At 47.0% G+C, this 25,763-nt stretch carries 23 protein-coding genes and 1 pseudogene; 9 read left to right on the forward strand and 15 right to left on the reverse strand.

Annotation, left to right across the window (positions count from 1 at the left end; translation table 11 throughout):
• Positions 1 to 8: 8 nt before the first annotated feature.
• Both ABDB91_RS17330 and ABDB91_RS17335 read left to right on the forward strand, forming a co-directional pair.
• Entirely contained in the window at positions 9 to 1,250 is a 1,242-nt protein-coding gene (locus ABDB91_RS17330) for a hypothetical protein (RefSeq protein ID WP_347488926.1), read from the forward strand.
• Between the two features lie 82 nt (positions 1,251 to 1,332).
• Positions 1,333 to 2,544 (forward strand): hypothetical protein, encoded by a 1,212-nt coding sequence (locus ABDB91_RS17335; protein WP_347488927.1) that lies wholly within the window; start codon positions 1,333 to 1,335, stop codon positions 2,542 to 2,544.
• Between the two features lie 187 nt (positions 2,545 to 2,731).
• On the opposite strand, the gene ABDB91_RS17340 is transcribed toward ABDB91_RS17335, so the two are convergent.
• The 5 genes and pseudogenes from ABDB91_RS17340 to ABDB91_RS17360 form a co-directional block, all read right to left on the reverse strand.
• Positions 2,732 to 3,211: an exosporium glycoprotein BclB-related protein gene (locus ABDB91_RS17340; protein WP_347491650.1), complete on the reverse strand. Its 480-nt coding sequence runs from the start codon at positions 3,209 to 3,211 to the stop codon at positions 2,732 to 2,734.
• Positions 3,212 to 3,366: 155 nt separating this feature from the next.
• Positions 3,367 to 4,494, reverse strand: coding sequence for a hypothetical protein (locus ABDB91_RS17345; RefSeq protein WP_347488928.1), 1,128 nt, complete (start codon positions 4,492 to 4,494; stop codon positions 3,367 to 3,369).
• 28 nt (positions 4,495 to 4,522) lie between these two features.
• Positions 4,523 to 5,056 (reverse strand): annotated as a pseudogene (locus ABDB91_RS17350) (DNRLRE domain-containing protein); the annotation flags it as partial.
• Between the two features lie 444 nt (positions 5,057 to 5,500).
• The gene (locus ABDB91_RS17355; protein WP_347488929.1) at positions 5,501 to 7,177 is read right to left on the reverse strand and encodes a M56/M15 family metallopeptidase; all 1,677 of its coding nucleotides are present in this window, start codon (positions 7,175 to 7,177) and stop codon (positions 5,501 to 5,503) included.
• 49 nt (positions 7,178 to 7,226) lie between these two features.
• On the reverse strand, positions 7,227 to 7,601 hold the full coding sequence (locus ABDB91_RS17360; protein ID WP_347488930.1) for a BlaI/MecI/CopY family transcriptional regulator: 375 nt from the start codon (positions 7,599 to 7,601) through the stop codon (positions 7,227 to 7,229).
• A 312-nt stretch (positions 7,602 to 7,913) separates the two neighbouring features.
• On the opposite strand from ABDB91_RS17360, the gene ABDB91_RS17365 reads away from it, so the two are divergent.
• The 3 genes from ABDB91_RS17365 (at position 7,914) to ABDB91_RS17375 (ending at position 11,765) form a co-directional block, all read left to right on the forward strand.
• Positions 7,914 to 9,275 (forward strand): hypothetical protein, encoded by a 1,362-nt coding sequence (locus ABDB91_RS17365; protein ID WP_347488931.1) that lies wholly within the window; start codon positions 7,914 to 7,916, stop codon positions 9,273 to 9,275.
• A 106-nt stretch (positions 9,276 to 9,381) separates the two neighbouring features.
• On the forward strand, positions 9,382 to 10,686 hold the full coding sequence (locus ABDB91_RS17370) for a phosphodiester glycosidase family protein (protein ID WP_347488933.1): 1,305 nt from the start codon (positions 9,382 to 9,384) through the stop codon (positions 10,684 to 10,686).
• A gap of 44 nt (positions 10,687 to 10,730) precedes the next feature.
• The gene (locus ABDB91_RS17375) at positions 10,731 to 11,765 is read left to right on the forward strand and encodes a hypothetical protein (protein ID WP_347488934.1); all 1,035 of its coding nucleotides are present in this window, start codon (positions 10,731 to 10,733) and stop codon (positions 11,763 to 11,765) included.
• 365 nt (positions 11,766 to 12,130) lie between these two features.
• Here the strand turns inward: ABDB91_RS17375 and ABDB91_RS17380 are convergent, their stop codons facing one another.
• Positions 12,131 to 12,337, reverse strand: a complete 207-nt coding sequence (locus ABDB91_RS17380) for a DUF3791 domain-containing protein (protein ID WP_347488935.1) — start codon at positions 12,335 to 12,337, stop codon at positions 12,131 to 12,133.
• An 861-nt stretch (positions 12,338 to 13,198) separates the two neighbouring features.
• Here ABDB91_RS17380 and ABDB91_RS17385 point away from each other — a divergent pair.
• Positions 13,199 to 14,185, forward strand: a complete 987-nt coding sequence (locus tag ABDB91_RS17385) for an Rpn family recombination-promoting nuclease/putative transposase (protein WP_347488936.1) — start codon at positions 13,199 to 13,201, stop codon at positions 14,183 to 14,185.
• 449 nt (positions 14,186 to 14,634) lie between these two features.
• On the opposite strand, the gene abc-f is transcribed toward ABDB91_RS17385, so the two are convergent.
• The 5 genes from abc-f to ABDB91_RS17410 form a co-directional block, all read right to left on the reverse strand.
• A complete protein-coding gene (abc-f, locus tag ABDB91_RS17390) occupies positions 14,635 to 16,281 on the reverse strand; it encodes a ribosomal protection-like ABC-F family protein (protein WP_347491651.1) in 1,647 nt (548 codons plus the stop codon).
• A 482-nt stretch (positions 16,282 to 16,763) separates the two neighbouring features.
• On the reverse strand, positions 16,764 to 17,363 hold the full coding sequence (locus ABDB91_RS17395; RefSeq protein WP_347488937.1) for a flavodoxin family protein: 600 nt from the start codon (positions 17,361 to 17,363) through the stop codon (positions 16,764 to 16,766).
• A 78-nt stretch (positions 17,364 to 17,441) separates the two neighbouring features.
• Positions 17,442 to 17,615, reverse strand: coding sequence for a hypothetical protein (locus ABDB91_RS17400; RefSeq protein WP_347488938.1), 174 nt, complete (start codon positions 17,613 to 17,615; stop codon positions 17,442 to 17,444).
• 309 nt (positions 17,616 to 17,924) lie between these two features.
• A complete protein-coding gene (locus ABDB91_RS17405) occupies positions 17,925 to 19,802 on the reverse strand; it encodes a hypothetical protein (protein ID WP_347488939.1) in 1,878 nt (625 codons plus the stop codon).
• Positions 19,803 to 19,954: 152 nt separating this feature from the next.
• A complete protein-coding gene (locus ABDB91_RS17410; protein WP_347488940.1) occupies positions 19,955 to 20,497 on the reverse strand; it encodes a nitroreductase family protein in 543 nt (180 codons plus the stop codon).
• A gap of 125 nt (positions 20,498 to 20,622) precedes the next feature.
• Between ABDB91_RS17410 and ABDB91_RS17415 the strand changes: the two genes are divergently transcribed.
• The gene (locus tag ABDB91_RS17415) at positions 20,623 to 20,955 is read left to right on the forward strand and encodes a helix-turn-helix domain-containing protein (protein WP_347488941.1); all 333 of its coding nucleotides are present in this window, start codon (positions 20,623 to 20,625) and stop codon (positions 20,953 to 20,955) included.
• A gap of 55 nt (positions 20,956 to 21,010) precedes the next feature.
• On the opposite strand, the gene ABDB91_RS17420 is transcribed toward ABDB91_RS17415, so the two are convergent.
• Genes ABDB91_RS17420 through ABDB91_RS17435 form a run of 4 tightly spaced genes read right to left on the reverse strand, consistent with a single transcriptional unit; the run spans position 21,011 to position 22,779 of the window.
• A complete protein-coding gene (locus ABDB91_RS17420; RefSeq protein WP_347488943.1) occupies positions 21,011 to 21,433 on the reverse strand; it encodes a DUF86 domain-containing protein in 423 nt (140 codons plus the stop codon).
• A 2-nt stretch (positions 21,434 to 21,435) separates the two neighbouring features.
• Positions 21,436 to 21,867, reverse strand: a complete 432-nt coding sequence (locus ABDB91_RS17425; RefSeq protein ID WP_347488944.1) for a nucleotidyltransferase domain-containing protein — start codon at positions 21,865 to 21,867, stop codon at positions 21,436 to 21,438.
• The gene (locus tag ABDB91_RS17430) at positions 21,860 to 22,309 is read right to left on the reverse strand and encodes a hypothetical protein (RefSeq protein ID WP_347488945.1); all 450 of its coding nucleotides are present in this window, start codon (positions 22,307 to 22,309) and stop codon (positions 21,860 to 21,862) included. The genes ABDB91_RS17425 and ABDB91_RS17430 overlap by 8 nt, the downstream gene beginning before the upstream one ends.
• 35 nt (positions 22,310 to 22,344) lie before the next feature.
• Positions 22,345 to 22,779: a DUF3842 family protein gene (locus tag ABDB91_RS17435; protein ID WP_347488946.1), complete on the reverse strand. Its 435-nt coding sequence runs from the start codon at positions 22,777 to 22,779 to the stop codon at positions 22,345 to 22,347.
• A 381-nt stretch (positions 22,780 to 23,160) separates the two neighbouring features.
• Between ABDB91_RS17435 and ABDB91_RS17440 the strand changes: the two genes are divergently transcribed.
• Positions 23,161 to 24,939 carry an IS1634 family transposase gene (locus ABDB91_RS17440; RefSeq protein WP_347488947.1) on the forward strand — a complete coding sequence of 593 codons (1,779 nt, stop codon included), beginning with the start codon at positions 23,161 to 23,163 and terminating at the stop codon, positions 24,937 to 24,939.
• Positions 24,940 to 25,291: 352 nt separating this feature from the next.
• On the forward strand, positions 25,292 to 25,510 hold the full coding sequence (locus tag ABDB91_RS17445) for a hypothetical protein (RefSeq protein ID WP_347488948.1): 219 nt from the start codon (positions 25,292 to 25,294) through the stop codon (positions 25,508 to 25,510).
• The last annotated feature ends 253 nt before the right edge of the window (positions 25,511 to 25,763 follow it).

The raw sequence follows: 25,763 nt of genomic DNA on the forward strand, positions 1-25,763 counted from the left end.
GAGATAGCATGTTAGAGGGTATTAATGTCAATAATGGTTTGCTTTGCGGCTTTTTGGAGAAAACCATTCCTGTTAATGAGCTGCAGGCTAAGAAGAAGGAGGACTTCAACCTTTCCTTTGCGCTTGTAAATTCCGCCGGGGAGGATTGCAGCTTTAGCAATGATGATGAGCTGACGGTTGAGCAGGCGGAGGAACTGCTGAAAAAGGGCGCCAGAGCGGGGCGGACCTCTGCCCTGACGATTACCGCTACAGTAAATGATCAAGAAGAAGCTTTATTTCGGGATAAGGATGATATGGGGAGTTTTTTGTGTGAGGAAGGCTGGCAGGCAACCTCCTGGGTACAGGATCAATTTAACCCCGAGTCTTATAGCTGTATGATTTTTTACAAGACAAGAATGGACTTGCCGCCGCTTAAGACCATATCCTTTCAGCTTCTTGCGGGGGTGTCCAGTGCCATACCCGGAATCTGCAGAATAAACGCAAGTCTTGAGAACATAAAAAATATCAAAAATACCTGTTTTGCCTTTGACATCATCAAACAGCCCGCCAAGCTAAACCTCCGGTACTTTTATCCTACCCCGAGCGCGGGAGCAAGCGGCAATAAAATTACTTTAAAATGGAAGGCCGGCAATTTAACGGAGGGTGTGATCAATCCGGGAAATATCAATATATGCTCGCCCGAGCTGATGAATGCCGATTCCTGTGATATCATCCTGAAAGACACCTGTGAATACCGTTTGACGGTGACGGGCAGTGACGGCGGCAGGCTGGAAAAACGCTTGATGGTATATAAAGCGCCCCCGGAGATTATTGATTTTTCCTACCTCCATGCTGCCAATAAGATAAGATGGGAGGTATATGGAGCCGGACGCATTGCCATTACGGGGCGTGAAAATATTCCCATGTCCGGCGAGGACGCGGTTAAGGAGGACGAGAATAAGCTGACCCTCACCTGTCAGGGCGATGTCTGCGCCATAGAGCAAACGCTTGTGTTCCGGGGAGAAGGCTTTATAGATAACAGCCTGTTTTCCAAAACCGTGTATAAATATGCCGGCTATCAAAAAATTTGCGTGCGGTGGAATATGGAGGCGGCGAATGATGTTAACCTGTGGGTGGAACAGCTGCGCTATTATGATATTTCCAATGCCGGGAGCGGGATATGGGAGAATGTTTTTTCGAGTAAAGTTGTGCCGGTATTTAAAATGAAATATAAGACGGCGGACCAAAAAGAAATTGTAATCAGCTTATAGGATAGATTATCCTGAAATTTAGATTTTCTATTTCGCTGATGCCGCGTTAGCAGTATAAATGCCTATATAGGGAGATAGGGCCATGCTTTTAATGGATGTCAGTCCAAATTATATCAATACAAGCTATTATGAGAAGACCCCGCTGGCCAATAGCCTGTTGTTTACCCTGCGTTATCCGGAAGGAGACCGGAAGCTGCAGCTGAATAATACGGAAGGGCTCAGCGGTACTGCGATTCCAACGATCAACAGCATGGATAAATTAGAGGCGCTGTCCAGAATATACCTGGCTTTTCCCATCGGTGACCGCCCGGGCTGCTTTACATCGAAGAAGTATCAAGAACAGATCAAGGTGAAGACGACAACCGGATGGGGCTGTGAATGCCAGGAGAAGGCTTTTGTGCTCTATCCCAGGGAAACAATATCGCTGTCCCCGGAGGAGACCGTATTATTTCAATTGAATTTGATTGTGACCACTTTGATTGAGTATGGCATGTCCTATGTGTTCATCAAATATGTCGGCATCGGAAGTGAGATATTTTCGCAGTATATTCCGCTGTTTCGGAAAAGGCCGCCGCTGAAAATCAATTCGTTTTCAGCGGATCAAAGTGCAGCCTATGGCTTTGGCGACACGGTTACCCTGGCCTGGGATATTACGGGAGCGGAAAGGGCGGTTATTACTCCGGGGGATATTGCCGTCGGCAGCGTCGGGTCAATTGAGGTTCCCATTGTGGATAATACGGAGTTCATTTTGAATGCCTGGACAAATGATACCTTGGTAAGCGATAGTGTGAAGGTATATATGGAGGATGCCGAAATTGTTGATTTTCAGGCGAGTGCCGCCCGGATTTCTTATGGAGATAAGGTAAGCCTTAGCTTTGCGCTGCAAAATGCCCACCATGCTTATATCAGTGATACGGTTGGGCTGGTAGAAACAAGTCCGGTTGTGGTACAACCGGTCAAGTACAGCAACAAATATACCCTTAACTGTGAAAATCAAAGCAGGCTGGCGGAAAAGAGCGGTGTCATTGTAATCGTAACCGACGCCTTGAGGGTGGGGGCGATTGCTTTTATAAGGGTGAAGAAGGATGATACAAGCTTTTGTTATACCGCTGATTGGGATGTCGCCAACGCACAGAGTATCAAGGTATCGACTTCGGATGGTGTCGTTCGATGTGCGAACGTCGGTATCAAGCATATTGAATTTACGAGTGCGCAGGCCGACCCGCTGACCCTTTATCTGGAATGCCGGGGTGTCAAGGGGCAGAGCTGGAAAGGTGAATGCAAATGCCGGTAGGTAATGCATCCGTTTAGTGTAAAATATTACTATGTAAAGAGTGCTTCTATGCTGCGATATTGATCGTGTTGATACTTTCGTTTTCTCCTCCTTTTTACGCTCCATTTGCATTAACTATTCAGCAAGATAATCCGAGTCCGGCATTACTGCCGGACTCGGATTATCTTTGTTCTGTGGCGATAATCAATCAGCTGATTGCAACGCCCGCACTCACATAACCAGTTGCTGTATTAACCAGATCTAAACCGCTGGCCGTTGCGGAGAACACCATTAATAAACGTGTTCCCTCTGTTACCGGTATCGATAATCCGGTTGTTGCGCCGCTACTGATATCACCAAGCGCAATCACACCCGTGAGGGCGGGAGACAGTGTCACGACAGCACCCGGAATTGGTTGGAAAGTATTATCCGGCGTGGGTGAACTGTATAATTGTGCCGTAATGGTTATAGTTGTTCCAATAAGAGATAGCGCCAATGTATTGCTGAAGTATGCGGCAATTGAGGTAATGGTTCCATCCCTGGGGACAGAAAACGCAAAGTTAATTATCGGGCCGGCAACAGTGCCTGTGAGATCTATTGCTCCGCCTACAAGACTTATTCCGGTAGCAGAACTTCCAAATCCTACAAGACTTGTAGTGCCAGCCAATCCAAGCGCAATAGTAGTCATTGTGGCGGGACCTCCGGATGCAAACGGAATTATTGCGCCGCTGCCTGCCGCACCGGTGGGGCCGGTAGCTCCGGTGGGTCCAGTCGCTCCGGTTGCTCCGGTTGCTCCGGTTGCTCCGACAGCTCCGGTAGGCCCGGTCGCTCCGGTTGCCCCAGTTATTCCGGTAGCTCCGGTAGGCCCGATAGCGCCGGTTGCACCAGTTGGCCCGGTGGGTCCGGTCGGCCCGGTAGGTCCAGTCGGCCCGGTGGGTCCAGTCGGCCCGATAAGTCCAGTCGGCCCGATGGGTCCAGTTGGCCCGGTGGGTCCAGTTGGCCCGGTAGGTCCAGTTGGCCCGGTAGGTCCAGTTGGCCCGGTAGGTCCAGTCGGCCCGGTGGGTCCAGTCGGCCCGATGGGTCCAGTTGGCCCGGTGGGTCCAGTCGGCCCGATAAGTCCAGTCGGCCCGGTAAGTCCAGTCGGCCCGGTGGGTCCAGTTGGCCCGGTGGGTCCAGTTGGCCCGGTAAGTCCAATCGGCCCGGTAGGTCCGGTCGGCCCGGTAGCTCCGGTTGGCCCGGTGGGCCCAGTCGGCCCAGTGAGTCCAGTCGGCCCGGTGGGCCCAGTCGGCCCAGTGGGTCCAGTCGGCCCGGTAAGTCCAGTCGGCCCGGTGGGCCCAGTCGGCCCAGTGAATCCAGTCGGCCCGGTAAGTCCAGTCGGCCCGGTGGGTCCGGTTGGCCCGGTAAGTCCGGTCGGCCCGGTGGGTCCGGTCGGCCCGGTGGGTCCAGTTGACCCGGTAAGTCCGGTCGGCCCGGTGGGTCCAGTCGGCCCAGTGAGTCCAGTTGGCCCAGTGAGTCCAGTCGGCCCGGTGGGCCCAGTCGGCCCAGTGAGTCCAGTCGGCCCGGTGGGCCCAGTCGGCCCAGTGGGTCCAGTCGGCCCGGTAAGTCCAGTCGGCCCGGTAAGTCCAGTCGGCCCGGTGGGTCCAGTCGGCCCGGTAGGTCCAGTCGGCCCGGTGGGTCCGCTTGGCCCGGTAAGTCCGGTCGGCCCGGTGGGTCCGCTTGGCCCGGTGGGTCCGGTCGGCCCGGTGGGTCCGCTTGGCCCGGTGGGTCCGGTCGGCCCGGTGGGTCCGCTTGGCCCGGTGGGTCCGCTTGGCCCGGTGGGTCCGCTTGGCCCGGTGGGTCCGGTCGGCCCGGTGGGTCCGCTTGGCCCGGTGGGTCCGCTTGGCCCGGTGGGTCCGCTTGGCCCGGTGGGTCCGCTTGGCCCGGTGGGTCCGCTTGGCCCGGTGGGTCCAGTCGGTCCAGTGGGACAGACAATAGGGGTGCAGAAGAATATGATCAATTGGGGTTTTTCATCTATCTCTTGAGTGTCTGAGCTTGAAAATATTACAAGTGATTGCTCATCTTTTTTCCCAGTAAGAGCAATGCCGTAATTAGGAATTGAATTATTTATCCAACCTCTCACCAAGGCAGTTATATCTATTTCAACAAAGTCGGAAAGTTGACTACGCTTAACAACAAATATGCTCTTTGTAGGGATAAATCTGGGAGCCGTATTCCATGTCACATCTGCAACAGAAAAAGAAGAGGTGATTTTATTTACAGTTATAATGCTTCTATCTCTGGGCAGAACTTCATCCACATGCAATCTTAAAGTAGCGCTAATCAACTTGCTGCCGGGAGGTAATTCAGGTGTAGCAAATGTTAATAAGCTTCTATATATATTTCTATTACAGTACCTGCGCTCCGAACCGACATAAAGAAACTCACTGGTGGAAAAATTAGTGTCCGGGTCTAATTTATACACATACGTATCACCAGTTGGCATCAATATTATTTTGCGCAAGATCATCATCCTTTCAAGATATTGGATTTCCATACTTAACAAAATATGTTACATAGTATTGCGGAACCTTTCATTTTGTTACAAAATTTGAGTTTTATCTGAGCAGGGGGGCAATAAATTTTGGGGCAACTCCTAAAGAGTAATGTTGCTTGGCATGCAGGTTGGAGAAAGCCTTAATAGGCCATCGTTTTTTAATAAAAAATATCTTGCATAAAGGAAAGGCGGGATGACCGCTAAGAAGGGAATGTAAGTCCAGGGGCGCAAAAACAGAACCTCCCCCAAAAAAACTGTAGGTTGGGGAGGTTCTGTTCTTCGATTGCCAGACAAAATGTTTGGCAGATTATTTGTTGCCTACATGTCCTCCAAACCGCACTTAAAAAGGAACTGGGGATAAAAGAGAATTATAAGGCTCCTTTATCCCCAGTTCCTCTTTTCTATTAAGAATAAAAGCTTTTATGCTCAGTGCGGCCGATAATCTCATTCGCTCATTTCATTCAGCACTTCTATTATTCCATCACATATCGCTTGCGCTGTCTCGGCCCTGAATTCTTCCGTCATTAGCTTTTCCCGGTCCGATTCATTGGTGATGTAGGCTACCGCGGTGGAAACCGCCGGCATATTCACCTGTTCCAGTATCTTTATTTTAACATTGCTTATTCCCCGGTCTTTGGTGCCAAGCTGCTTTACCAGATTTGATTGGATGATTTGCGCCGCTTTTTCTCCGGCGATCCCATAACCGGGTTTATTGTCGGAATGGTAATATAAGGTTCCGGTGCCATTTGCCGAACTATCAGGATGCATTTCATTATGAATACTGACTAACAAATCAGCCTTATGGTTATTCGCAAATTCTATACGCTTGTCCAATTCTACCGTACTGTCATCCTGACGGGTCATTACGGCTTTTATGCCCGAGTCTTTCAGCATATCGGACAAGAGAAGCGATATTTCCAGATTAATGTCTTTTTCTTTAACCTCTGTTGATCCGGGATCAGAAGTGTCAAAGGGATATGTACCTCCCCAATCATCTCCGCCATGACCGGGGTCAATAACTACCACCATATCCTTTATATTCTCATTAATCATGCTGTTGCCAACACCCTGAGCAGTATTGCCATTGGCAATGATAAAAGTCAGAGCTCCGATAATGATAAAGCAAAGAATAGCAATGGCCGACAGCCTGTAAGTGCCTTTCTTGAACATTTTTATCATTGTAATTCTCCTTTCCATCTGTTTATTGGTTTCATTAAAACCGGTCAGGTTTAATAGCGTAGAACGATTGGAGAATAAACCGGCCAGTTTAATAAGTGTATTTCCATAAGGAATTATTGCGGACTCGCCCAGTGTTTCCATTACATAAGCGTCTGTGGCAATTTCCCTGTCATACCTCATCTCCCTGATTGCCAGCCATACGAGGGGATTAAACCAGTGCAGCATGGCGGCTATTGCTGCGCATAAATTGCAGATGTTATCTTTTCTCTTATAATGAGCCAGCTCATGCAGCAATACATGCTCTAAATGCTGACGATGTATTGGGTTGCAGATATCTCCGGGCAGATAAATACTTGGGGTAAATATACCGGCTATACAGGGACTGCGAAAATATGAATCCGTATATAGTGGAATATCCTTGTTAATCCCCAATTTTACACAACACTGCCGCATCAGTTCATTAATCTGAGTGTCGCAGACTCTTTTGAATTCTCTGCTCCGGCGTTTGAATCTTATGATCATAACAGCGGAGACCAAAGCTGCGGCCGTAACTCCGGTAAGCCAAACCATACTGAGAAATCCCGGGTTCCCAAGGAGGTAAGCTTTAGTTTTTTCTTTATCGTAGTACTCTTCATCTTTTGGGAACTCATGGCTATTCGGAGTTTCCGTTCCGGAATAACCATCAGCCAGGCTAGTCATATATTCTTGGAAATAGTTTGCCGCATGGGATGTCCCGGGAAAAATACCGGTTATATTAAACGGGCTTTCAATTTGAAATGGCATTACAAGTTTGAACAAAACTATAAGCCAGAATATATGATAGACTCTGCCTGACAGACGATAGGACGAACTTCTCCTAATGATTAATAACAGTACGATTATGATGCCGGCAATTAATGAAGAATACAAAACACGAGCAAATATAATACTAAGCATCTCCATTAATGGATATCCCCCTCCGAATTCTTGAACTTGCCCGGAGCACTAAAGACTACTTGCGTTTTTTGTCTTCCAATATGTCTTGAAGCCTGGCAATTTCCTCCTCGGACAAGACCTTTTCCTCAAGAAAGTTAACAAAAAACATCGCTGCCGCCCCGTCGTACACCCTCTTAATAAAACTTTTGCTTTCAGCCAGAACACATTCCTTCTCAGATATGGTTGGATAATACACATAGCTGCGGCCGCTTCTCTCGTGTCCTATGGCGCCTTTTTTGAGCAGCCGGTTAATAAATGTTTTTATGGTTTGGGGCGACCAGTCTTTTTTTTCAGACAGAGAGGTGATTATTTCTTCAGATGTTATTGAATTTCTCTTCCATATCACTTTCATGATTTCCCATTCTGAGTCAGATATTTGTGGAATACTCAAGACGTTTCCCTCCCTTTGCCTATTGATTACACATGTAAACCCTTACTACAGTTTACATGTGTAATCAATAGAAGTCAAGCTTAATTCATAAATCGGTTACAATTTTATGTTCGGTAAACAAGATCCCGCATGACAGGTCCGGCAATATTTTACGTGCGTCGACAAGGCAGAGTGTATAATTCACGTTTTCTTCTCTATGGCCTCATCGGAATATAAAATTGGGGGAACATTGTCGGCATTTAAAACGTCCAGCAGATAGAACATTTAAAAAATCAAAAGAACATCAAGTAATCATTGGAGGAGGTGTATAGAATGAAGTTATCCGCTGCGGTGGGATTTCCCGTTACCATATTGCTGGTGGCGTTGTTATTGACTTTAGCGGGCTGTGGCAAATCAAATAAAATTATTCAAAGCGGAGAAGCCGCTCCTTCCCAATCCGGAAATACCGCCTCGAAATCGCAGCCGCTTCCATGGCTCAACAATGACGCGTGGCGCGGTCAAGGGCAGTTGGCGTTTTTTAGAGACGGCCGGTTTTACGTATTAAACGGAGCCGACGGCACGCTTATAAAGCTGAGTGACACCGGCCCGGTCGATAAACCGCAGTGGTCCCCGGACGGTGAATGGCTGGCTTATCTTGGCGACGAAGGACAGCTTTTAGTCGCCCGGGCGGATGGAAGCTTAACCCATGCCATCACCGGCTTACCGGTACCGGTTGACTCCCTGGAATTCGCCTGGTCGCCCGACAGCGATACGCTTGCTGTCGGCAGCAACACCCGCGTGGACGGGCACGGAATCTACCTGGTCCGGCCCGGCGACGAAACGCCTCGCCAAATCATCTCCGTTGATACATTTGTATCCTCATTTGCCTGGTCGCCGGACGGCAAGACCATAGCCTATGTTGACACATTGCCTTATGATAAGGAAGATCCGGTTCACCGTGACGATGCTCTTTACATTATCCCGAAGGAAGGGGGCGAACCGCTGCGGCTGCATGTCGAAGAGGATGCGGATATAATAATTGCCGGTTGGCATCCCAACGGCGAGGAATTGCTTTTTTGGAACAACCCCGGACACGGGCAATCTTCGTGCGCGGACGGGTTGCGACTATATTCCCTGCCTCTGTCCGGCGGGAAACCATACCCGCTGACAACCACAGCCCTCTATCCCGAGTGGCGTTCCTGGTCTCCGGATGGGCAAAAACTGCTTATTGCCGCGGGCTTAGGCAGAGAATGCTGGGTAAATAAACAGCTAGTCCTGTTTGACGCCCCCAAAGGCGCCTGCACAGAGCTGCCCCGTCGGCCGGGTACAGTGACCTTTTACCCGGACTGGTCGCCCGACGGCAAACACATTTCTTATTTAGAGGCCGGCGAGCTGGAGAGCTATCCGGAAGGAATCGAAGCAATTGACGCCTGGGAACAAACATGGTCTCTTTGGATAGCTGATCCGGACGGCGCCAATGCCCGGCAGCTTGAAGAAGCCGGTACGGGAATTGAGCGGGCGCTCTGGTCCGGCGATGGTTCTCATATCGTCTACCTTAAAGAAGATGCCGTCTGGCTGACTAATATCCATGGCGGGAAACCGGTCAAAATTATAGATTTATTGCCGGGGGACCTGGATATGCACATTTATTTGGGCTACACTTCACCGTCTTATAAATTAAATTATCACCCTTAGAAACAAATTTTGCTTAATTTTGCTTATTGGTACTAAAACTTTAAGATAGTCACTCTATAATTTACCTGGCTGTCGGCGGACAAACATGTGGGAGGCTGCGCGAAAGATGAGCAATTGGTTCAAGCGAATAATTGTCTGCACCTCGGTATTTGCTTTGGTGGGTGCGGGTTGGCCCGCGGGTATTGCCGCGGGCGTCACCGGGGAGGGAAGCGTCCATTATGGTGTAAAAAAACAACTGGCACCCGGGGTGGTCCACTATTCCTTTTCAACTCATAATTGGTCCGGGCAGCCGGTGACGGGCCACGTTACGGAAATCAAGCCCGGGGAAGAGCTGCTGGAAATCAGGCCGGCGCTGGGGCATGACGCACTGGGAGGCAGGGAAACGGTAAGCGGCCTGGCCGCCCGGCACGGCGCCGTGGCAGCGGTGAACGGGGGGTTTTTTGACGGCGCCAGCGGCAACCCCATCGGGGGGTTGGTGGTGGACGGCCAGGTGCAATATCACCAGGATGTGCTCCGCACTTCCGTTGGCTGGACCGGCGGAGGAAATTTTAAATTTGGCTATTTTATGCCCGGGGCCGATAACGTTCCAATGCAATCCGGCTTCGGCTCCGGCCTGGAGGGTATCGAGCATTTGGTAACCGGCGGGCCGCTTTTGGTACAAGACGGGATACCCGTCTTCCAGGCCGTCAGCGAGGGTTTTCGGGGCGGAGTGCTGACGCCCAACGCCCGGACCGCCGTGGGGGTTAAAGCCGATGGTAATGTTCTGCTGGTGGTGGTGGAAAAACTGTCCGGTACCGGGGACAAAGGCGGCAGCGGTTCCGGCCCGGAAAACGCTAACCGGGACGGCAGCGCCGGCACTAACGCCAGCGCGGGGCTGACGCTGGACGAGTTGGCCTGGCTGATGGTCCGATTGGGCTCGGTGCGGGCGGCCGGTTTGGATGGCGGAGGTTCCAGCGTCATGTGGGCGGGTGGCGAATTGGTGAGCAAGCCCTCCGACAGCAGCGAAAGAAAAGTGGCCAACGCGCTGGTGGTGCTCTATCAGGTGCCCGCCTACCTGGACGGGCGGAGAGTCTATTTTGATGCTCCCCCTTACCTGGAACAAGGGCGTACTTACGTCCCCCTGCGGGGCTTGTTTGAACTTTTGGGCGCCGCGGTAACCTGGGATCAGGAAACCCAAACTGTGGACGCGGCGCGGGGCGAACGTTCGGTTAGCCTTACCATCGGCCAAAAGGAAGCCCGGGTAGACGGTGCGGCCGTGCTCCTGGACGCCGTGCCGCGAATGGTGAACGGACGCACCATGGTGCCCCTGCGGTTCATCGGCGAATCTCTGGGCGACCGGGTGGAGTGGCAGAGCAACCCCAAGGCCATTAGAATCCACAGTACCGCGGGGAAAAATGCAAATCATTTTTAATTTTTGCCGCTTCTAAATATAAATTTTGTGGGAGAAGAATTTCTATGTTAATCAACAAAATATATATCTCAAACTTAATTAAAAAAAGAAAAAGCAAATTATTTATACCGGCTCTGCTCAGTCTGGCTCTGTTGGGGGGCACGCCGGGCCTTTCCGCCGCGGCGGAGCAAATCGCACCCGCGGAGCAGGAAAGCTCTTTTATCTCCGCCGGATTAATTAATCGAGAATATATTGACACCAATACCGCCAACCATCCGTTATTTGTCGATCCTTTGGCAGATGGAAATTACCTGGTCAGCCGGGTGGGCTTTCAGGATCCTTCCGTACAGGAAATCGATCCCTCGGGCCGGGTGGTCTGGTCCCTGGACGGTGTGCAGCCGGTGAGCGCAAAACGGCTGCCGGACGGTAACACGCTGGTGGCCGACTCCGGGGCGCCGGGACCGCCGTATGCGCCGCGGGTGCTGGAAGTTTCCCCCGCCGGCCAAGTGGTATGGGAGCACCGTTTCAACTCTCTGGCCGAAGCGCCCCGTTACGCCGAAAAGCTAGCTAACGGCAACGTGCTGGTGACCCTGCCCTTCATGATCGTGGAACTGGATCGGCAGAACCGGGCGGTCTGGTCATACGGCGCCGGCAAACCGCTGTCTCCTGACAGCGCGGGTTATCTGGAGCAGCCGGTGCTGGCCGCCGGGCTGGATAACGGCAACATACTGGTGGTGGACCGGGGGCTGGCCGGGGGGCGTATTTTGGAAATAAACAGCAGCAAGCAGGTGGTCTGGCAGTTCGGACGCCAGCAGGCCGAGACGGAATCGGAAACTGAGCCGGAATTTTTGGCGGCGCCTTCCGGCGCTTGCCGTCTGGCCAACGGCAATACTCTGGTTGCCGATCCGGGGACCCGCCGCTTGCTGGCTATTGACGCCGGGGGCAACATAACCGGCAAACTTGATTGGACCACCGTTTTGCGGGACTATCCGGTGATGAATATCTGGCAGACTGTTCCGGCGGAGGAAAAGCTGCTGCTGGTGCTGACCCTCACCAATTCCCATTCCCGCATCCTGGAAGTAAAAACGGCGGCGTTTTAAATACCAGCGGCCAAGCTTCGCCGCCGCTCCGGGCCAACCAATCCAGCGCCACAAAAGCTTCACGGACTCAATGACCATATTTCTATTATTATGATATGCTGGTTAAAGGAGTTGAAAAAAACTGATGATTATTGGGGTGTTGGAAGATCATTACGAGCGTCTTAAATCTATGGAAAAATCTTATATGGAGTACGAGCTGCGAACGTAGCAAGCAAGTAACTCATGAGCGTTCCACCTGGCATCGCGCAATCGGAGCCATTTGCAAGTTCATGGAATACAGCAGGAAAACCTTTGAGTATGATACGGAAAAGCGACAAAGGAGATCATTATCAGAGGGGTAATGTCTCCTTTGCGTTTATTCCTTCTCAACCATACTGACGGGCTTCCAAAAACAAATCAATATCCTCAACGATGTAATTCGTCCCGGTAGTATGCAATGCCTCGTAGCAGGAAAGCACATAATCGGAAACGCCGTATCGTTTGAAAAGACTTATCGCCTCTTTTCCGGTCAAGTTTTTTGCCGCTTTGTACATCTCAATGCAAAAAACTAAAAATTTTCCCTCTGCGCTCATATTAAGCCTCCTCCGGGTAGGTAATAGACCCTGTTTTTTGTTCTTCTTTGAACATCTCATATAAAGCGTTTGCGCTTAAATGCCACAGCTTTGTTTCCTCGTCCTCAAGATTGGCGTACAAATGCCTTGTACTCTTTTCTAAGCTCAAGATTAAACACATTTAATCCCTACTAATCTGATCTACTTGTTCATGTAAAAACTTGATCGCATCATCTTCATCCAGCCCGCGGGCAAGCTCAATTTTTTCAGTTGGCAATAAACGTTTAAAAAACAAGTGGAAAATAATTTAATTAATGGTTTCTTTTTTTCTAATTAAATGGTAGAATAGTCACATAAAACTGAATACTTTTTTTTGTGACCCTGCGGCGTGTGCAAAGTCCGCAGGGGTGACAGGACGTTGGCCGGGCCGCTCATCCGGGTTACGAACAGGGGGGATATTCTAGCAACGCCCTTATAGCGCCGGATTACGTTTCAGCGGAACGATATTATCCAACTGTCTCTGGATCTTAGACTGTGTCAATGCCGTGTCGCATTTATTCTGGGCACGCAGCCAGTACCCGATGTAAGACCGAAGTATTTACACAGACGCAGATCCGTATCGACGGTTATGGAACGGCGTCCTGATACAATCTCCCCAACGCGCTGCGCCGGAACACCGATATCCTTTGCCAGCCTGTATTTTGTGACGCCAAGTGGAAGAAGAAATTCCTCTTGGTCGGTATCCGGCCATACCCCAGCATTGTAAAACAGCCCTTTTGGCGCAACTTTAAGCAGCCAAATACCTCGGCGCTTCTTTCAAAAAACCGCGGCAATGGATATAATATGAACAAGAAACAAATAGAGAGCCGGTGGTTGGCAACTATGACCGCGGAACAACCGAAAGACCTTTTAAGCCCCTTAATCGATCTGGTATTTAAAGCGCTTTTTGCGCGGGAAGAACCAAGGAGCAGGATTATTCTCATTGATCTGCTCAATTCATTGCTAGGTTTACACGGCGACAATAAAATTACCTCAATAAGCCACCTGAACCCTTTTAACTACAAAGAATATCCGGGCGATAAAAGTTCTATCTTAGATATAAAAGTGATGACCCACGCCAAAGAGAGGATTAACATTGAGGTTCAAGTCAACGACGTGGACAATTTCCGCAAAAGGAGTTTATACTACTGGGCCAGGATGTATTCGGAAACCATCGCCGAATCCGAAACGTACACCACGTTGAAAAAATCCATCGTAATCAACATCCTGGACTTTGATATCATCCATGAAACCGACAGATACCACACCCAATACAGGATTTTAGAGAAAGATGCCGGTTTTTTATTGGTGGAGGATTTGGAGATACATTACTTTGAACTGAAAAAATTCATTGACCAGACACCCCCGGGGGAAATGGACGCGGTGGAATATTGGTTGACCTTTATGAAAAATGCCGGTAAGCCCGATGGCAAAGAATTGCTCCAAAAACTGGCGGAAGAAAAGGAGGAATTAGCTATGGCCATGGATATGTTGGCAGAGATAAGCGCCGATGAGAGATTGCGGCAAAAAGCCTATGCACTGGAAAAGGCCAGACTGGACGCTATCTCCAGAATCAAATATGCCGAGTTGAAGGGCATGGAGAAGGGTATGGAAATCGGCATGGAAAAAGGTATAGGGAAAGGGAGAATTGAAGGAAAGGCTGAAGGAAAGGCTGAATTGTTAATTAAGCAAATTTCCAAACGGTTCGGCAGCCTGCCGAAGGATTTACAGGCACTGGTCATGAATGCCGACGATGCGGTTCTGGATGCGATTGGGGAGGGAATTTTCGATTTGCAGTCTCCTGATGATATTTTAAAGTTTCTAAATTAAAACTGAAACAGACCGCCGCGAAAGGTATTCATATTCAAGAAAAAGATTGTATCGTTTTAAAAAGATAGAACATAACGTAATGGAATATATTCCGCTGTTGATTGAAAAATTGAGCATTGACAGGGATATTGTAGCCATTTATCTTTTTGGATCATACGCGGAGGGAAAACAAACTCCCGTCAGCGATATTGACTTGGCGGTTCTTCTTGACGGTGACTTTCCCCCCAACCGGTATTTTGAAAAAAAATTAGCATTGCTTGCCCTAAGCACATCATTACTTAAAACAGACGAAGTAGATCTGGTAATTATAAATCATGCTCCACCGGCCATTTCTTACCGGATATTGAGTAAGGGGCGACTTCTTTTTGAAAAAGAAAATGGGAAAAGTCAACGGGTGAACTTTCAGGTACGAACTTATGACCGGTATTTTGACTTACAACTGATCCTCGTTAACACCCGGCCTTCAGCCTCTTTAGTTCATTCAACACCATATGGTATTCCCGATCAAGCGCTTGAAGATCATCTTTTTTCGAGGGCATGGACAATCTCCCTATAATTTCCGACAGCCGATTTTGCAAAACAAAAATTTGTTTTTTCATATCTTCCAAGCTATTATCCGGCGCTTGATTTCTTTTGGCCAAATAATCCTCAAAATTACCGTTAAATATTTTGATTTGGTGATTATCAATGGTCATAATGCGGTCGGCAACAGCACTGATAAACCTGCGATCATGGGAAGCAAATAATAATGTACTATTATAGTTCCGCAGCGCTTCCTCAATGACATCCAAAGAGTAAATGTCCAAATAATTTGTTGGTTCATCCAATATAAGCAAGTTGAAGTCTTTTAGAAGTATTTTGGCAAAAGAAACTTTTACGCGCTCTCCTCCGCTTAATGCACTTACCTTCTTAAATACATCCTCCCGTTTAAATAATAACCTGGAAAGAAATATTCTGGCAAAGGTTTCCTGATAAATACTGTCTGCCAGCACATTTTCGAGGATGGTCAGGTTTTCGTCCACAATGCTCATATCCTGGCTAAAGTAGCCGACCTTCGCCCCCGGGGCAATTTCGATGCCGGCATCCCTATTTATGATCATTTTCAGCAAAGTACTTTTTCCGCAACCATTAGGGCCGATTAATGCAACCTTGGCGCCATTATCAATATTAAACTCGGCGTCTTCAAATATGACCTTAGCGTTGAAGTTTTTGCTTATATTACGACCTTCGATAATGACTTTGCTATAAATTTTTTTTGAATCCGCCACATCAAGTTTAATAACCTTTTGTTGCAAGGGTTTTTCTTTAACCTCTAGATGCTCTATTCTTGCCCGAGTATTTTTTACTGTTCGGGCAAGAGAGGCCTTAGCCTTTTGAGCTCCCATCTTGTGTAATCTTGCTTCGGAATTGCCCATTCTTGCGGGGGTTTTCTTGATCGACTTCGTCTTTTGCTTTAAATCCGCGGTAACTTGCTCAAGCCGCTTCTTTTCATTTAAATATTGCTTATATTCAAATTGAGCTCTTTGGCTTTCTTTGGCTTTCTGATCGCTATATTCGCTGTAATTGCCAGTATATATTTTTATTTTACCGTTCTCCACCTCAATGATTTTATTACACAACTTATCAAGAAAGCTGCGATCATGAGATATAACAACAAGTCCCCCCTGGTACTCCGCCAGCCGGTTTTCGATGAGCTCTATGCCTTCCATATCAATATTACTGGTGGGCTCATCCGCAAATATCATCAGGCTGTCACTGTTAAAACACTCGGCAAGCTTGAATCTGGTCTTTTCCCCACCGCTCATACTTTCCCGCCAGATACTCGAAACTTTAAACTTGGAGGCCCATTCCGAACTTATCCTTTTGCTCTTGGGCGGCTCAAGCTGGGAAACATAGGAATACGATCCATATAGTTTTACCCATCCTTCATCCGGCTCCAATCTCCGGCTTAAAATATTAACCAGCGTGGTTTTACCGGCTCCATTCACACCAACTAAACCGACCCTGTCTTCAAAATAAAGTCTTAAGCTTTCTATATCAATAATCAACCGGTCTCCAAAATACTTTTTTATGTTATTGCATTCTAAAAATAAAATAAAAACCCCTCCTGATCATGCGGAGAGGATAGCGTCTAAATATATATGACCTATAGTGCACATAGAGCCCAAACGGTTAAAAACCGTTTAAGGTACTGGCAGCGAAATAGTAAACACAGGTTATATATTATTTGCAAGCTACCGGCAATTATGAAACGCTATCCACTCACAGTTTATAAAATGCGTAAGAACAAAGCCGTTCATGGTTACGGCTTTATTAAATCTCCATTTTACAAATATCTTTTTGAGTGAATTATTTCATAGTCCGCCAATACCTTGCCCTTTCTTAAAAATGTTTGCAGCCTTTTAACACTATCATTATAAGCGTTACTTAACCAGGTGTCAATTACGGCTGACATCGGGGCTTCAGATGGGGATTTCCATTCGGCAGTATTGCTTACATATCTCGTTTTTTGCAATAGTGTACAGATTAATCTCTAAATAAACGTTAATTTTATCCATAAAGATGCAAACAGAACAAGCTATGCCGACACCAGCGCCCCGGCCTGCCGGTATACCTCGTCCATGGCCTGCGGGCGCTGCAGGATTTCACCCTTTTTATCCACCTCTTTATAACATAACACGGCATCCGGCACAATGCCCAGCATCTTAAAGAAATACCGCACGGTGCGAACGGTCCCGTCAAACACCCCGGACAAAGCGGTCCCGGCACAGGAAACAAACATGCCGTGACGCACCCGGTCCGGTTCCCCCACGGGCATATCCAGCACATACCTGGCGGCCCAAAACTGCTGGGCGCGATCAACCAACATCTTGGCCTGAGCACAGAGGCCCATGGAAAACACCGGAGCGGCCATGATAAAAAGGTCCGCCGCCAATATCTTCTCGAAAATAAAGCCGGCGTCGTCCCGCACCACGCATTTGCCAGTGGCAAAACAACCGTCGCAGGCCCGGCAAGGTGAATAATTGAATTCTGCCAGTTGCAACAGTTCTGTTTCATGGCCCCCCTCCCGGCACGCGTCCAGCGCCCGCTCCGCCAGCAAGGCGGTATTGCCGCCCCTGCGCGGACTGCAGGCCAAAGCCAGGCATTTCATTTTAGCAGGATGAGAACCTTCGCTCATTGCCATACCCCTTCCTGTTTAATTTAAATAAAAAGTTATATTATGACAAACTTAAGCAAACCCCCCAAAGGAAATGATTTATGCATTAGCTCCCCTCCACCGCATTTGTGACTGCCGCAGGGCATGCAAGACGGGACTTTCCGGCGGACCGGCCGCCGCGGGCCAATCCATCTGGACAAAGGCGGCCGAGCCGACGTCATTCTCCCAGGCTTCCAGAGCCGACCGGGGCTCCGTATGCCATTCGATTTCCATTTCTTGGCCTGCAATGCGACCGGGCAGGCCGGCCAGAAGTTCTTTGCCCCTGATTACCCGGCCGTTTTCACACGTCTAACCACGTTAACCATGCTGCGGTGGGTGTTGTTCAGGTTTTTTAAGTCCTCCTGAAGTGTCTGGTCCAGAAATTCATCAATGGTTTTCGACATTTATAGAAAGCACCCCCAAGGTCTGACAGAATATACTATTTTTCTTCGGGAGCCATTAAAAATCCTGCTCGTTCGTTTCATTGTGACCGAGTTTTGCAAGGGGCGCAGTAACCGACTTGTATTCAGGCCTATAATATGACTAACTCATTTTCTCCAGCAAAGCCTCCGCCTTTGGCACGGCATCACCTTGGGGGTAGTCGCTGAATATCCGGTCCAGGTAATCCCGCCGGCCGCTGAGATCGGCCAGGGCTAACAGGGCATCGTCAGCCATGGTGCTGGATGGAAACTCCTGCACAAACTTTTCGAAGGTATCGATAACCTCTCCTTTTAATTCTTCCCGGTCAAAAGCAACAAAAGCATCCTCGCCCCAACTGTAAATGCCCAGCCGGCTCAAGCCCAGGGAATACAGAGCCTTGGCCTTTAATTCGGAGGTTGCCGCGGGATTTTCGTATACCTCTTTAAATAAATTCGCGCTGTGACAATAATTGATCATTTCCCGGACAAACCCGGCCATTTCCGCCGGTCCTTTGCCGTCATCACTGTAATAAGAATCCAAAACGTACCCCAGCCAGTTAAAATACTGACGATGGCCGGCCCAAAGGTGATTGTAATAAATGCTCTGATCGTGAAATATGGCGGCGGCCAGATTATAATGGTCCGCGGGATCTTGGGACTTCGCCCAAGCTTCTTTTAAGCCCGCTAATTTTTCGGCCTGTTCCAGCTGTTTTTTGACCGCCCCGATGAAATCGTATTCCTCCTCCCCTATGGTTCCGGTGGATATAAAAGGAGGCAGAGTTGCGGAAACAGCGCCGGATTGCAAATCAGCCAGCAATTCTTCCAGCATGCCGGCCGCCTTACGGTATTCTTCATTTCTAAGGGTTTTAACCGCCAAAGTATACCGGGACATTTGCCGGATCACCGGCTCCGGTTCCGCGGCGGACAGTTCCGCCAGCTGGCTGCCCGTCATGCGCACATCCAGTATGTAAGTTATGCGCCCGGCCACGTGATAGCGTATGTCACCGTCGGGAAGATTCAGAGTTCTCTGCAGAGTTTGGAGAGCATCCTGGCAGCGCCCCTTTATTTCATAGCAGCGGGCCAATCGATAGGCCGCATCGTCCGCGGCGGGATGCCCGGAGAACTCTTCCAAGAAGGTTTCCCAACCGGGAATTTCCCTGCCCGGATCATACTGTTGATCACCATGCTCGTAACCGGGCATCCAGGTATAGGGATCCTCCTCCTCGGCAGCTCTTGTTATGGCAAAGTAAGGTTCGCCCCGCACTTTTTCGTAAGCTGCCATGCCCCGGGCTAAATAACTGGCGGGGTAATTTTGATAAATGTCATATAGCAGCTGCCAATCCATACCGAAATGCGGAATCCTGCCTTCCCAGGCCACACCGTTTACCTCTACATCCCGCACCAAACGAGATAAAGCATCCTTATTCCCGGCATAATAAAGTACGCCAAGAACCGCCTGTCTCACCGCCCCGTTATCGTCATTCCGAGACAGCTCCTCCAGCCAGCTGATCAATTCATCCTTTTCGGCGCCCGTTAATCGTGACACGGCCGAGCGGCCTTCCAGAATAATCAGCTGCACCTTTTCCGCGGGTGTAGCTGCCTCGGCGTACAGTTCCGCCATTCCGGCCGCATTCATGGCCACAACCGCACTGTCATTATCCTCAAACTCCACCAGTTCCGCCCGTTCGCTAGTTACTATGTACTTCCAATAGCTGACCGGCCGCACTGCGTTGACCGTAACATCCCACCTTTTAGTCAATGTCACCTCGTATTGTTCCGCACCCTTCGGTACCCCTTTTGTTTCCAGAACGCATTTTACATTTCCCAGCTTGTCGCCGGTTTTTACCCACATTTCCCTGGTTCCGTTCGCGCTGGGAAAATCCTTGCGCAGAGAGGTGACCAGGTCTATGGCCTGCTGAAGCTTGGCATCGTTCCCCATTTGTTCCGCAATCTTCGTTGCTTCACCGGCCCAAGCGGCCGGGGGCCGCAACTGCAAAGCCATATGACCACCGGCGCCCTTTATTCCGTTGAATATCATTACTAATGGAATAGTTAAGCAAACAACGGTCAATACCTTTAAGGCGGTAACACATTTTCCAAACTTTACGATGTTATTCACCCCTTTCCCAAAGAAAAAGCATTCATTATATTACTTTATTTAATATAGTTGACGTTGTCCACATCAGATCTTTCAGTACTAAAAGCATTACCATCAGAGTAGCCAACGGCAACGGCACATATAACTGAAAAGCCTTCAGGTATATTAGCTTCTTTAGCCAAAGAAGGGTCTGCGGTGAAAGCAAGCTGTGGCGTAATCATATAGCAAGAACCGAGTCCTAAATCTGTTGCGGCAATTGTCATATTAGTTGCAGCATTTGATGTATTAGCCATGCTGTAGGGATTTACTTGTGGCGCTGAAAGGACAAGTAGAGTCGGTGCGCCATAGAGTGGGGTATATTCCGGCAACGCTGCTCTGCTTATTAAAAAATCATTCCCGGAATTTTTCATAGCTGTTAATGCTATTTCGGAAATTTTCGCCAGAAGTTCTGCGTTTTGGATCACGGTAATTTGAAAAGGTCCGGCATTGGGAGCAGTCTTGCCTGCCGTAATAATTTCTTTTAAAGCTGAATCCTTAATCTGTTCAGCTTTATATTTTCTGATGCTTTTTCTCTTGGCAATTGCATCTAATGTATTCATAGTGCAAATCTCCTTTACTCTTTATTCTTTCTTTAATATGATTATAGGTGTGAACAAAAAGTATACAAGTATGCAGTTTTTTATGACTAAGTAAGTTTTTTATAACTAAAGGGGTTAAAGTACATATGAAGGATAAAATAATTTTTTCAATAGAAAATGATTTATGCCCTGTTGCATCCGCAATAAAAGTAATAGAAGGAAAGTGGAAATTACCGATAATTTGGGTGCTTTGTCAAAACGGTACGCTTAGATATAACGAATTAAGAAAAAGTGTTGTAGGAATAACCAATATGATGCTGACAAGTTCACTTAAAGAACTCGAAGCAAGCGGTTTAATTAAACGGGTGCAGTTCAATGAAATACCACCACGTGTTGAGTATTCATTGACAAAGGCTGGAGAAAAGCTTTTACCCGTACTCGATGAATTAGCAAAATGGGGAGAACAATTGATAAAGTGAGCGGGTAGATGACGGAAACAGCGTCCCCACCGCGATCTCAACGCTAAAGGGTTAACTATTTTAAGGTGGCCTGCTTAATTTCTATGGAAAATTGTTCAATGTCACCAAGGTTATCCAGCAATATATCATATAGTTCTTTTTCTGTAACCATACTATAAAAGTGAACCATTCTACTGCGGTAACCAGCCATTTGAACTAGCTTTTTACCCAAATCATAACTAACGAAATTATTGCTAGCCAATCCTTTGGCAATAGATTTATATTCTCCGGCCATTTCAATATTACCGGTTTTAGCCAGGAGATGCCTTCCAATATCGAATATAGCTTCTAATGACCTGCGCAGATAGCTTTCCGCGGCCGCTGAATTTATATTATTTGAGATAAATTCCTCATAAGAAAGACAGGACAGTTTTTTGAGATTTTTAAGCCAACAGTCTATTAATTCCAATCTTTGCGAAATCAGCGTTTTGTTTATCATATCTACCCCAGTTCCTCCAATTTTTCCTTGTAATACTGCTCCAACACCCAGCGAAAGTCAGCTGCTCTGGCTAGTATGTTGTGTTCGTATTTTTCTTGTATGTCCTCGCTGACTGCGTAAAGACAAGTCCCTTTAATAGCTTCAAACTGAAATACAGAATGGGTTTCCTGTAAGAAGACCAAATCCAGACGTAAAGGCAGAAATAATTCATCCAACTGGTTATATAAGGTGGAGTATAGCTTGTACATAGAACCTTCTAACCGATTTTCATCATCCAGTATAATACCCAGATCCAAATCGGTAAGTGAATCCTTTATTACTATCTTTTTACCATTTATAACCTCGTAACCATTGCGGGCCTGGGAACCAAATAGATAGGCTAAAATAATACCGTTTTGTTTGCAAATCTCTATGAATCTTAGCAAGTTATTCATCAATAACACATCCGCCGCTTTTTTCTTCATGGTACCATTTTATGGTTACGTTAGTCAAACCAATTAACACATGAACGCACTCGCGAAGAACTTCGTAAGTATGCCGAACATCCGACACACTCTTGCGCCCGGCGTTTGCACACTTTTCGATGCCATAAGCGGACACAAGTGGATGACGATAAACCAAGCCACTATCGCCACCGAAAACATAATTTCTTCCCAATAAAAAAATTTGGCGAATGAGGCTGGCTGGAAGGCCAAACCCCATTCGTCCGTTAAAAGAGTGTTCTCCACCGGTGAAGCATGTCAAATCCAGCGGTGGAAATATGTTAAGGAGGTCAAAGGCCCCTGCCAAGGTTAAAGCCTTTGCCAAAAATTTAAAGCCACGAAAGCATGCTCCCGCTCCCCGCAGGTGAATACCTTCATGGCATAACAGTTTCATCGGCTGCCAACAATGTATGAAATGTCTATAGACAATCACCGCGCCAAATACTCGCGGACTTTGTCCACCAGCATATCCACAAGATGCGGCAAGGGTTCAGATAAGCTTCCTATTAATTCCACCCCAACCCGGTTTAAATGCAAGATATATTTAGGCGCCGAAGATAGGGCCACCGCTTCAGCAGCGGCAGTAGTCATTTCCCCGCTAAAGCCGAAAGGCATAATCATGCCTATTGTACCGGCAAACAAGTCAACCTGGCGGGCATTGAAAATAATAGCGTTTTCACCACTGGCGGCTTCATTGGCCCCCCCTTTAAGCATGCGGCTTGCAGCAAGAGCGTTGGTGCCCAAAGCAATAATTTCAACTTTACTGGAAGGCAAGGCCATCGCTAATTTTTCAACAATTTGCGCGCCAATGCCGCCCCCCTGACCATCAACAACTGCAATGCGAATCATTTTGTTACTAGCCATTATATATACCTCGCAGGTTATATACTTTTTATATCATTCATCTGACTGTTAACTTGCTCACGCGGCCTGTAAAAAGATCAAGCCGGGTGACAATAAAAAAACCATGTGAAAATGCCTTCACTCCCTGTGAAGCATAACCTACATGGTTATTATTTAAAAAATTATTTTATTAATACTAAGATATCACATAATCAATCAAATGTAAAACTTATTTTTAATAAAACAAAGCTTACGGCTTTGTTACGGGTCTTTGACAGTTGCATGGTCAAAAAAACGCTGGAAGCCTTGAAATAGGCTTATTTTTTTGTCAAATTTCCTGGTTTACTATTGCGTAATGCTTGGTATTGTGTTACAATACAAAGGATTGGGGGTTTTTAAGGTATGCGATTATCTTTATCCAAATCAAAAAACGCCACCTCTTTTTATGTGATTAAGTCCGTTTATGAAAAGGGGGTGCGCTCCACTAAAATCGTTGAAAAACTTGGCACGGAAAAGGAGCTCCGTAAAAAATTAAACGGTCGTGATCCCTACGAATGGGCTAAGGCTTATATCGATGAACTTAATCGTCAAGAAAAAGAATCTCAACGCAAAGTTATAGTTGAGTTTTCCCCTACAAAAGTTATCGCTAAAGATCGCCAGGCTTCATTCAATGGCGGCTATTTGTTCTTGCAAAGTCTGTATCACAGTTTGGGTCTACATAAAATTTGTGCTGTCCTTCAGAAAAAATACAAAATCACCTTTGATTTAAATACGATTCTTGCCTCGCTCCTTTATGGCCGCATCCTCTTTCCCGGCTCAAAGCTTGCTACCAAGGAACTGGTGCGGAACTTTCTTGAGCAACCGCGCCTTGAGCTGCAGCATGTATATCGTGCATTGGAGATTTTAGCCAAGGAGAGTGATTTCATCCAAGCTCAGGTATATAAAAACAGCCTTAACGCTTGCAAGCGCAACACAGCGGTTTTGTTCTATGACTGCACTAACTTCTTCTTTGAAATTGAACAGGCTGAGGGCTTAAAACAGTATGGCAAAGGCAAGGAGAACCGTCCGAATCCCCTTGTGGAAATGGGATTGTTTATGGATGGTGATGGTGTTCCTTTGGCTTTCTGTATTCATCCCGGAAATACCAATGAGCAGGTGACCCTGAAACCTTTAGAACGGAAAATCCTTGCCAATTTTAAACTCTCTCAATTTGTTGTCTGTACTGATGCCGGTCTTGCCAGTACCGCCAACCGGAAGTTTAACGACATCCAAGAGCGAGCTTTTATCACCACCCAGTCGATCAAGAAGTTGAAGCAATTTTTGAAAGAGTGGGCGCTCGATCCGGCAGACTGGAGCCTTAATAAACACAAGAGTGAAACGTCTTCGCACGATAAGACGAAAACCTCTTACAATCTAACGGAAGTCATTCAGCGGTTTCAAAGCGACACGACCTCAGAAGAGGAGAAAAAAACGCTGGAATCTATGGTTTTCTATAAAGAACGCTGGCTCAAGGAGGGTGATCTTGAACAAAGGTTGATTGTGACCTTTTCTTTAAAATATAAAAATTATCAGGAGATCATACGCAGCAATCAGATTGAACGCGCCCGTAAAATCATGGAGAAAAACCCAGCCAAACTAAAAAAGTGTAATGCTAATGATTACCGGAGGTTTATTCAAAAGAGTTTTTGCACTCCTGATGGTGAGCTTGCTGAAAAAGAGTTGCTCAGCATCAATCAAGATGTGATCAATGAGGAGGCGCAATATGATGGCTTCTATGCGGTTTGTACCAATTTAGAAGATTCTATTTCTGATATCGTTAAGGTGAACAAGGGACGATGGGAGATTGAAGAATGCTTTCGCATCATTAAGAGTGAATTTAAAGCCAGACCTGTTTATCTGAGCCGAGACGACCGGATTACGGCTCACTTTATGACCTGTTTCCTGTCGTTGATCCTCTATCGAATGCTGGAAAAGAAACTGGGGGGCGAATTCACATGTAAAGAGATTTTAACAACGATACGGGATATGAATTTCTACAAGATCCCTGGAGAAGGGGTTGTTCCTACGTATAAACGCACCAATATCACGGATGCTTTGCATAGCCATTTTGGATTTCGAACAGACTACGAGATCGTAAATACAAAAGAGCTAAAAAGAATTTTTAATTTCACTAAGAAATAAAACATTACTCATTTTTATAGAATATGAAAAAAGCCTATGACCCTTTATTACCAAGGGATATAGGCTTTTTGTCTCCACATAAGTGTCAAAGATGAGATCACATAATCAATCAAATGTAAAACTTATTTTTAATAAAACAAAGCTTACGGCTTTGTTATTCTAACCTGACATCTGGAGGATTCAGATTTCGAAACCCGTACTAATTTATACATTAACACATTCGCATGGTATCTTATTAATTTTTCGAAAATAAGAACATTTGCACTTTGTATACAAAAAACTTGTATTAAACAAAAACCGCTGGTATAATTTAATTGAACTTAAATTTATATGTTTAAAGAAGGTGAAGCTCATGCCAAGGCGAGTTATTACAGCTCCTTGTGAAAATTGTCACTACAAGAACGGAGCGGAGTGCTTTAATGTTCTTGCCTTATTAAAAACAGCCCGCGCTATGGAATTGGAGCTTTATAACCACGGCGTAGAGGACCTGGTAGCCGAATTTGTTATCCCCTGCAAAAATTACGTTCCTGAAGCAGCTTCGGACCAAAAACCATTAAAGAGAATTATTTAACTGAAAAAGCCCGGTTGTCTATGCTGCCGGGAATATTTCTTTTAAAACAGTTAAATTAGACATAAGCCGACGGGCGGACCATAAAGGTCCGCCCGTTCTGATTTTGTTTGTTGATTAATATATTGATTTCACTGCCCAAAGTCTCTTATAAGCAATTGCAGACTATATATGGTCTATCCTCTTGTGTATTATAACTGCATATCGTAGATATTTTAATAAAACATAGGCTTATGCGTTTAAATCATATATTAAA

The sequence above is a fragment of the Desulfoscipio sp. XC116 genome (assembly GCF_039851975.1).
Lineage (GTDB): Bacteria > Bacillota > Desulfotomaculia > Desulfotomaculales > Desulfallaceae > Sporotomaculum.

Excerpts from the sequence above, each read along its gene's own strand:
- ABDB91_RS17330 (WP_347488926.1), top strand. The coding sequence starts at position 9 with ATGTTAGAGGGTATTAATGTCAATAATGGTTTGCTTTGCGGCTTTTTG.
- ABDB91_RS17335 (WP_347488927.1), top strand. The coding sequence starts at position 1,333 with ATGCTTTTAATGGATGTCAGTCCAAATTATATCAATACAAGCTATTAT.
- ABDB91_RS17340 (WP_347491650.1), bottom strand. The coding sequence starts at position 3,211 with ATGACTACTATTGCGCTTGGATTGGCTGGCACTACAAGTCTTGTAGGA.
- ABDB91_RS17355 (WP_347488929.1), bottom strand. The coding sequence starts at position 7,177 with ATGGAGATGCTTAGTATTATATTTGCTCGTGTTTTGTATTCTTCATTA.
- ABDB91_RS17365 (WP_347488931.1), top strand. The coding sequence starts at position 7,914 with ATGAAGTTATCCGCTGCGGTGGGATTTCCCGTTACCATATTGCTGGTG.
- ABDB91_RS17370 (WP_347488933.1), top strand. The coding sequence starts at position 9,382 with ATGAGCAATTGGTTCAAGCGAATAATTGTCTGCACCTCGGTATTTGCT.
- ABDB91_RS17375 (WP_347488934.1), top strand. The coding sequence starts at position 10,731 with ATGTTAATCAACAAAATATATATCTCAAACTTAATTAAAAAAAGAAAA.
- ABDB91_RS17380 (WP_347488935.1), bottom strand. The coding sequence starts at position 12,337 with ATGAGCGCAGAGGGAAAATTTTTAGTTTTTTGCATTGAGATGTACAAA.
- ABDB91_RS17385 (WP_347488936.1), top strand. The coding sequence starts at position 13,199 with ATGACCGCGGAACAACCGAAAGACCTTTTAAGCCCCTTAATCGATCTG.
- ABDB91_RS17395 (WP_347488937.1), bottom strand. The coding sequence starts at position 17,363 with ATGAGCGAAGGTTCTCATCCTGCTAAAATGAAATGCCTGGCTTTGGCC.
- ABDB91_RS17400 (WP_347488938.1), bottom strand. The coding sequence starts at position 17,615 with ATGGAAATCGAATGGCATACGGAGCCCCGGTCGGCTCTGGAAGCCTGG.
- ABDB91_RS17405 (WP_347488939.1), bottom strand. The coding sequence starts at position 19,802 with ATGGCTTTGCAGTTGCGGCCCCCGGCCGCTTGGGCCGGTGAAGCAACG.
- ABDB91_RS17410 (WP_347488940.1), bottom strand. The coding sequence starts at position 20,497 with ATGAATACATTAGATGCAATTGCCAAGAGAAAAAGCATCAGAAAATAT.
- ABDB91_RS17415 (WP_347488941.1), top strand. The coding sequence starts at position 20,623 with ATGAAGGATAAAATAATTTTTTCAATAGAAAATGATTTATGCCCTGTT.
- ABDB91_RS17420 (WP_347488943.1), bottom strand. The coding sequence starts at position 21,433 with ATGATAAACAAAACGCTGATTTCGCAAAGATTGGAATTAATAGACTGT.
- ABDB91_RS17425 (WP_347488944.1), bottom strand. The coding sequence starts at position 21,867 with ATGAATAACTTGCTAAGATTCATAGAGATTTGCAAACAAAACGGTATT.
- ABDB91_RS17430 (WP_347488945.1), bottom strand. The coding sequence starts at position 22,309 with ATGAAACTGTTATGCCATGAAGGTATTCACCTGCGGGGAGCGGGAGCA.
- ABDB91_RS17435 (WP_347488946.1), bottom strand. The coding sequence starts at position 22,779 with ATGGCTAGTAACAAAATGATTCGCATTGCAGTTGTTGATGGTCAGGGG.
- ABDB91_RS17440 (WP_347488947.1), top strand. The coding sequence starts at position 23,161 with ATGCGATTATCTTTATCCAAATCAAAAAACGCCACCTCTTTTTATGTG.
- ABDB91_RS17445 (WP_347488948.1), top strand. The coding sequence starts at position 25,292 with ATGCCAAGGCGAGTTATTACAGCTCCTTGTGAAAATTGTCACTACAAG.